Source organism: Armatimonas sp. (assembly GCF_043760365.1).
Lineage (GTDB): Bacteria > Armatimonadota > Armatimonadia > Armatimonadales > Armatimonadaceae > Armatimonas.
The window spans coordinates 1-6,228 of sequence record NZ_JAYUPA010000136.1; the positions used below are offsets into that span (position 1 = coordinate 1).

General features: G+C 60.0%; 7 protein-coding genes. 2 read left to right on the forward strand and 5 right to left on the reverse strand.

The features are described 5' to 3' along the window. Together ACH2EH_RS03535 and ACH2EH_RS03540 are read right to left on the reverse strand one after the other, a co-directional pair. Positions 1 to 740 (reverse strand): magnesium chelatase domain-containing protein (locus ACH2EH_RS03535; protein ID WP_395139026.1); only part of this gene is annotated, 740 nt, incomplete at its 3' end. 93 nt (positions 741 to 833) lie between these two features. Continuing rightward, positions 834 to 1,604 carry a creatininase family protein gene (locus tag ACH2EH_RS03540; protein ID WP_395139028.1) on the reverse strand — a complete coding sequence of 257 codons (771 nt, stop codon included), beginning with the start codon at positions 1,602 to 1,604 and terminating at the stop codon, positions 834 to 836. A gap of 36 nt (positions 1,605 to 1,640) precedes the next feature. On the opposite strand from ACH2EH_RS03540, the gene ACH2EH_RS03545 reads away from it, so the two are divergent. Continuing rightward, on the forward strand, positions 1,641 to 2,570 hold the full coding sequence (locus tag ACH2EH_RS03545) for an LD-carboxypeptidase (protein WP_395139030.1): 930 nt from the start codon (positions 1,641 to 1,643) through the stop codon (positions 2,568 to 2,570). A 7-nt stretch (positions 2,571 to 2,577) separates the two neighbouring features. Here the strand turns inward: ACH2EH_RS03545 and ACH2EH_RS03550 are convergent, their stop codons facing one another. Both ACH2EH_RS03550 and ACH2EH_RS03555 read right to left on the reverse strand, forming a co-directional pair. Continuing rightward, a complete protein-coding gene (locus tag ACH2EH_RS03550; RefSeq protein WP_395139032.1) occupies positions 2,578 to 3,333 on the reverse strand; it encodes an SIMPL domain-containing protein in 756 nt (251 codons plus the stop codon). Next, positions 3,330 to 4,466, reverse strand: coding sequence for a right-handed parallel beta-helix repeat-containing protein (locus tag ACH2EH_RS03555; protein WP_395139034.1), 1,137 nt, complete (start codon positions 4,464 to 4,466; stop codon positions 3,330 to 3,332). Before ACH2EH_RS03555 ends, ACH2EH_RS03550 begins: the two co-directional genes overlap by 4 nt. 45 nt (positions 4,467 to 4,511) lie before the next feature. Between ACH2EH_RS03555 and ACH2EH_RS03560 the strand changes: the two genes are divergently transcribed. Further along, the gene (locus ACH2EH_RS03560) at positions 4,512 to 6,041 is read left to right on the forward strand and encodes an amidohydrolase (protein ID WP_395139036.1); all 1,530 of its coding nucleotides are present in this window, start codon (positions 4,512 to 4,514) and stop codon (positions 6,039 to 6,041) included. Between the two features lies 1 nt (position 6,042). On the opposite strand, the gene ACH2EH_RS03565 is transcribed toward ACH2EH_RS03560, so the two are convergent. Continuing rightward, the coding region (locus ACH2EH_RS03565; protein WP_395139038.1) for a hypothetical protein at positions 6,043 to 6,228 on the reverse strand (186 nt) is incomplete at its 5' end.

The window sequence follows — 6,228 nt, forward strand, 5'->3', positions numbered from 1 at the left end:
GCCTCCTCCACGGAGAGCGCGGGCAAGATTGTCGGGAGCCGCCGCGCCAGCATGGTCTTACCTGCCCCTGGCGAGCCCAGCAAAAGAACGTTGTGCCCACCCGCCGCCGCCACTTCCAGCGCACGCTTCACCTGTGCTTGGCCTTTTACGTCCGAAAAGTCCACATCGCTGCTGGCACGGTGCGCCAGGATTTTCTGAGGATCTTCCCGAACAGGAACAAAGAACTCGGGTTCGTTGAGGATTTCCAGCACCTGTGCCAGTGAGGTCACGCCAAAAACATCCACCTCACCCACAATTGCCGCCTCGCGGGTATTTGCTTCGGGGACGATCAGCCGCTTGCGCCCGCTCTGTCGTGCCCAGAGCGCCAGGGGCAAGATCCCGGAGACGGGCCGCACCGCTCCATCAAGGCCCAGCTCTCCAATAAACACGGTCTCCAGGATCTGCTCCGGGGCGAGCTGCTCGGTTGCCACGAGAAGACCAATGGCGATGGGCAGATCGAATGCAGGTCCCGCCTTGCGAATATCTGCCGGGGCAAGGTTCACGATAATGCGCTTCTCATACGGGAAGCGCAGGCCACTGTTGCGAATCGCGGCGCGTACCCGCTCCCGGCTCTCCTGAACCGCTGCATCGGGTAGCCCGACAATGGTAAAGCTTGGTACGGTGCCCGAGACATTGACCTCCGCCCGCACGCCGTAGGCGTCCACTCCAAAAATCGCTGCCGACTCAACTACTGCTAGCATTTTTCTTCTCACCTTTTGTTTTAGATTCGCTTGTAAAACGGGTGAGGAATGCCAAATCTAACAAAACGGTGAAAATATTTTTGCGAAGCGCCGCTAAACGAGGCGGGGCCAGCCGGAAAACTCTTTGACAAAGCGGACAATGACATCGGTTGCCGTCTGGATCAGAAGCTCACCTTTCTGTGGCGTCGCTTCGTCAGGGAAGCCAAAGGCTCCCGTCTCGCTTCCCTGCTCCATTGTACGAAGTACGGCAAGGCGATTATTCTTGATATGATCCGGGCTCCAGAACTCGGAACCAATATCGCGACGTGCCGCAGGGCGAGTGTCTTTGACCAGCTCCGGGTGCGTCACTTGGATCACACTGGTCTCCCACTCGCAGGCGTGGATCACTTTTTTCTGCACCAGTCCGAGCGCCGCCAGCTCCGGCAGCGCGATCTCAAACCAGGAGCCCACACAGACAAAGAGCTCGGGTAGCGCTCTACGGTGGCGTAGCTGCACTTCCAGGAGCGCGGCCTGGGCGGGGGCAATATTGCCCGCGTGGGAGTTCAGAAAGAAGAGCTTGCGGAAGCCCGCCGCGATCAGGCTCTCGGCCATGTCCTCGATCACAGCGCGGTAGGTGGCTTGCGAGAGGCTGATGGTGCCTGGAAAGCTCAAGTGGTGGTGGCTCGCGCCCATCCAGAGCATCGGGGTGAAGAGTGTGCAGTCCTCAGTGGCCGCCTCAACCCGCCGCGCAATCTCCCCGCCGATCATTGAGTCCGTGAGAAGAGGCAGGTGGTGTCCGTGCTGCTCCAGTGCGCCAATCGGGCAGACCACCACACGGTCATTAAGCGCCCCTATCTCTGTCCAGTTTCTCTCTCCTAGTTGCATGGGGGGCGTTTCGGCAAAACTGGGTACAATTCCTCTATGATCTGGCCCCGTCCTCTGTGCCCTGGTGGCACCATTGGTCTCTGCTCACCTGCGGGCGCGTCCCCGGCGGGCGCGGTGGAGCGCGGCGCTGAGGCGCTTCGTAGACGCGGCTACTCTGTGGTGATTGCCCCGAATGCCACTGCCCAGCACCCGGACTGCGACTATCTTGCGGGAACGGAAGCGCAGCGCCTCAGCGATCTCAACGGTCTGATACGCGATCCCCAGATTGATCTGATTCTGGCGGCACGGGGCGGCTACGGCGCGGGTAAGCTTTTGGACGGCATTGACTACGACGCGTTTCGTGCCGATCCCAAGCCGCTGGTGGGCTACTCAGATATCACGGCACTGAATCTTGCACTGGCAAGCCGTGGGCTGATCAGCTACTCCGGGATCATGGCGACAGCGGGCGATGGCTTTGGCGAGGACACGCTCGATCCATTCTCCGAGGCAAGCTTCTTCCAGGCCGTCGCGCAGGAGAACTTTGTCTTTACGCAGCCGGATGACGCCCCGCTCACGGTGCATCGAGGGGAAAATACGCTCGCTGGGCCGCTCTTTCCCGTCTGCCTGAGCCTGCTCGAATCCCTTATTGCCACGCCTTTTGTGCCCGACATGACCGGCGGTTTGCTTCTCATCGAGGATGTCTACGAGGAGCTCTACGCCGTGGATCGGGCACTTAATCAGCTCCGGCTGGCGGGAGTTCTCGAAAAGCTAGCGGGCATCTTAATCGGCTCCTTCAACGGCTTTAAAGACCAGCGTGATGCCGTGCTAGTCGGTGGCGTCCCACGCCTCGCCCTCGAAGCCGCCCCCGAGCACGTCGGCGTTGTCTCGGGTTTCGTCTACGGCCATATCCCGCGCCGCTTCACGCTTCCCATGGGAGCCATGGTCACGCTGGACTGTGGCGCTGGACAGTTCACAATCTGGCCCTGAACAAACATTATTCCAGTATAAACGAGACACTGACCTTGGCGCTGATGCTGATCGTGCCAGGAGCAAAGGCCGGTGCGGCGCTGTCGCTGGCCACCGCGCCATTCAGCTCCGTTCGTTGAAAATTGCTACTGTTGGAATTGGACCACGCGGGTGTTATTCCTGTATCCGATTCCTCAGTGATGTTATAGGACTTGCCTACCTTAGCCCCGAGCTCCTTGGCGAGGGCCGTGGCTTTCTCCTTGGCAGCCTGGATTGCTTTGGCCCGGGCCTCATCACGAAACGTGCGCAGCTGTGACGTCCGCAGGCTCGCCTCCTGCACCCCGGTTGCGCCCGCAGCCACCGCCGCAGCCGTCACATCAGGCACTCTCTTGATGTCGTGGAGGGTGCAGGAAACGCTCTGGGAGACCTCGTAAAACGTCACCTTCCCGGTTTCCCGGTAATTGCCGTTCGTATAGTTTGCTCGGATCTGACTCTGCGACGACTGAAGCTCGGTTTCGGCCACACCAGCGGCACGTAGTGCTGCAAGAAGCTTAGTTGCGCGCTCTGCTTGTTGCCGCCGTGCCAGAGCGAGATTCACATTACGAACGTCAACTTGGAAGGACAAATCGGCCAGGTCGGGCACCACGCGCAGCTCGGCACTGCCCGTGGTCGCGATCAGGCGCGGCGTTGTTGACTCAGGCGCTCTTCGAAAGACCACCAGAGACGTGATCGCTGCGGCGACAAACGTGATCGCGGCTGCAATAAAAAGAAGGATAGTTTTCATCGAATTGACTCCTTAGGATACAGGATTGGTAGTGCGTGGGCACCGTAGCGAGCCGCAGGGCTGCCCGGCAGCACAGTGAAATCGCCACGTGACGGGGCACGAAGCAGGGGATCTTTGCCATAGACTCCGTCAATCTCAGGGGTGGGAAGCTGGGAGCGGCTGCGGTCAGGACGGTCGGTACAGTACCAGAAATTTCGCGCGAATCGGAACGTGGTTGCGAGGGTTCCAGAACCGATATTCACGCCCCCCTCAGACCAGCCGTCGCTACGGAAAACGATCAGATTGTCCTCGAAAATCCCCTTGCGGCTGGGCACGAAATCTGAGCTGCGTGTCTCTTGTAAGATCCGCATGGCCCACCGGCGGGGCAGGTAAAGCGTGTTGCAGCGTACCACGGCACCGTCTACACCGACAAAGGCAAGGGGAGCGTCACTACCTAGAAATGTGCAGCCTTCGACGCGGATATTTTGCGCCTCGTAGCGCTGATTGAGGGGCATTTTCGTGACGAGGGGACGGAAGAACTCCAGTCCCGTGCTTCCCCCCAGATTGATCCCACGCGACCCCGCGTTTTCAAAGCGGCAACTGCGCACAACAATCTCTGACGTTCCCCCCTTGCACTGTACGGCGTTGTCGCCCCCCGTTCTGAACGCACAACCGGTGATCGTCCCCCGGTGACAGCCGACCATATCTATCCCCGATCCGCCCCAGCGCTCGAAAGTGCAGCCCTCCACACGAAAGTCGTCAATGCCAGAAAGCTTTAGTCCATCACGATTGCCTGCGGGCAAGTCGGTGATTCGCAGGTTACGCAAGGTGATATGGTGCGAGGGCAGGCTATAGCGCCCCCCATCATCAAGATTCAGGCCATTTTGTGTTGCCCGTTCCAGAACCAGTCCGTCTAGCTCAAAGTAGCTGATCTGCGAGAGCTGAATCCCGTTTGCGCCCCCAACAATCCGAGGCAGCTGCGCCGGGTTCGCGGCTGCGATGCGGATCGGCTTGCTAGGAGCCCCATGGACGTTTTGAAAGTACAGTCCACCCTCGTAGACACCAGGCTCCAGGAGAATCACGGTTCCAGGTTTCGCCGCCAAAACGGCTCGTCGGAGTCCGGAAATATCGCGAACGCGCACTTCGTTATTCATGCTCACTATTGTACTTCCTTGATGATGACTAGGTACAATCGGGAAGTGAATGTTTTTATGAATGCCGTGGTTCACACGATGACCGCGCTCTCGGATCGGGCGGAGGCGTTTGTGGTGCACGAGGGAAAGTTCGCTTTCGTGGGGAGCAACGCTGAGGCAAAAGCCTTTGCCGGGCCCGATGCACCTGTCCTAGACCTCGCGGGAAAGACGGTTGTCCCAGGCTTTTGCGACTCACACCTGCATCTGTTTATGTTCGGCGCGGGTCTGCTGCGCACGGTGAATCTGATGGGCAGTGCGTCGCTGGAGGAGCTTTTCGCCCGAATCGCGGATCACGCCGCGCACTACGACGGCCCGTTTCTGCTGGCGCGAGGCTTTGATCAGAGTAAGCTCGATGAAAAACGCTTTCCGACCCGCGCGGAGCTAGATGCAATTTCCCCGACCCGACCGCTCCTCGTGACTCGAATCTGTGGCCATGCGGTGGTGGTGAACTCGGCGGCCCTTGCAATGGTGAGTGAGGCCGAGCGCACTGCCGGGGATGTGGAATCAGGGCTCTACACGGAGACCGCGATAACGCCTTTCTACGCGCTCGTGCCACCGCTCACGGAGGCGGAGGGGGAGGAGGCGGTGCTCCGGGCTGCTGCCGTAGCGCTGAAGACGGGGATTACCAGTGTGGGGACCTTGCTGGACACGCCTGAACAGCTCGGGGCCTATGCCCGGCTGCATCGCCGGGGCCAGCTCCCGATTCGCGTGACCGGAATGCCACCGCAAGCGAGCTGCGACACGCTCCACGCCCACGGAATCGGCACGGCATTTGGCGACGCGTGGCTAAAATTCGGCGGCGCGAAGTTCTTCTCCGATGGCTCGCTTGGAGCCTACACCGCCCTCATGGCGGAGCCCTACGACGCCACCGGGGAGTGTGGCACGCGCATCTACGACCCGGAAGTTCTGAAAACGCGGTGCGCGGAGCTTCAGAAAAAAGGCTTCCAGATCGTGATTCATGCCATCGGGGATCAGGCGGTGCGCGAGAGCCTGGACGCGATTGAGTTTGCGCTGAGCACGGGCACCGAGGACAATACGTTTCATCGCCACCGGATCGAGCATGTTTCTGTCTTGCCACCGGATTTGCTAGAGCGCATGGCCCAGGCCAAAATTATCGCTGCCATCCAGCCGCAGTTTGTGACCTCGGACACCTGGACGGGCGAGCGGGTGGGGGAGACGCGTGTTAAACAGGCCTACCCGTTTGAGGCGATGCGCAACGCCGGAATCCCGCTCGCACTGGGCTCCGACTGCCCGGTAGAGACCCTCGACGCTTTTTTGTGCCTCCATGCCGCCGTCAACCGCCATCCCTGGAGCCCGGAGGGTGGCCTCTCCGTGGATCATGCGCTCTATGGCTACACGGTCGGGAGTCACTACGCGCTTCACAACGATCATCACCTGGGCAAGATCGCCCCGGGCTACCTCGCCGATTTCGTCGTACTTTCGGATGCGCCCACACCAGAAAACCTTGTCTCACTGAAAACGGAGCAAGTCTATGTTGCAGGCAAGAGGGAAATAAGTACGGGCTGTACCCGCTAGCCTACACAGCTTCACACGGGGCCGCGAGAAGAGCGAATGTCTGTTCCGGGGGCAAGCGCTCTCCCTGAGAGAACGCAGTCGCAAACTCGATTTCGCCAAGAGTGGTTTTAAGGAAGGCCATCTTACTGGCGCGGAGGCTACGTTCGGGTTCCTGAATATGCTGGCCTTGGTAGGTCTCCCAGCTCAT

Excerpts from the sequence above, each read along its gene's own strand:
- ACH2EH_RS03540 (WP_395139028.1), bottom strand. The coding sequence starts at position 1,604 with ATGCAACTAGGAGAGAGAAACTGGACAGAGATAGGGGCGCTTAATGAC.
- ACH2EH_RS03555 (WP_395139034.1), bottom strand. The coding sequence starts at position 4,466 with ATGAATAACGAAGTGCGCGTTCGCGATATTTCCGGACTCCGACGAGCC.
- ACH2EH_RS03550 (WP_395139032.1), bottom strand. The coding sequence starts at position 3,333 with ATGAAAACTATCCTTCTTTTTATTGCAGCCGCGATCACGTTTGTCGCC.
- ACH2EH_RS03545 (WP_395139030.1), top strand. The coding sequence starts at position 1,641 with ATGATCTGGCCCCGTCCTCTGTGCCCTGGTGGCACCATTGGTCTCTGC.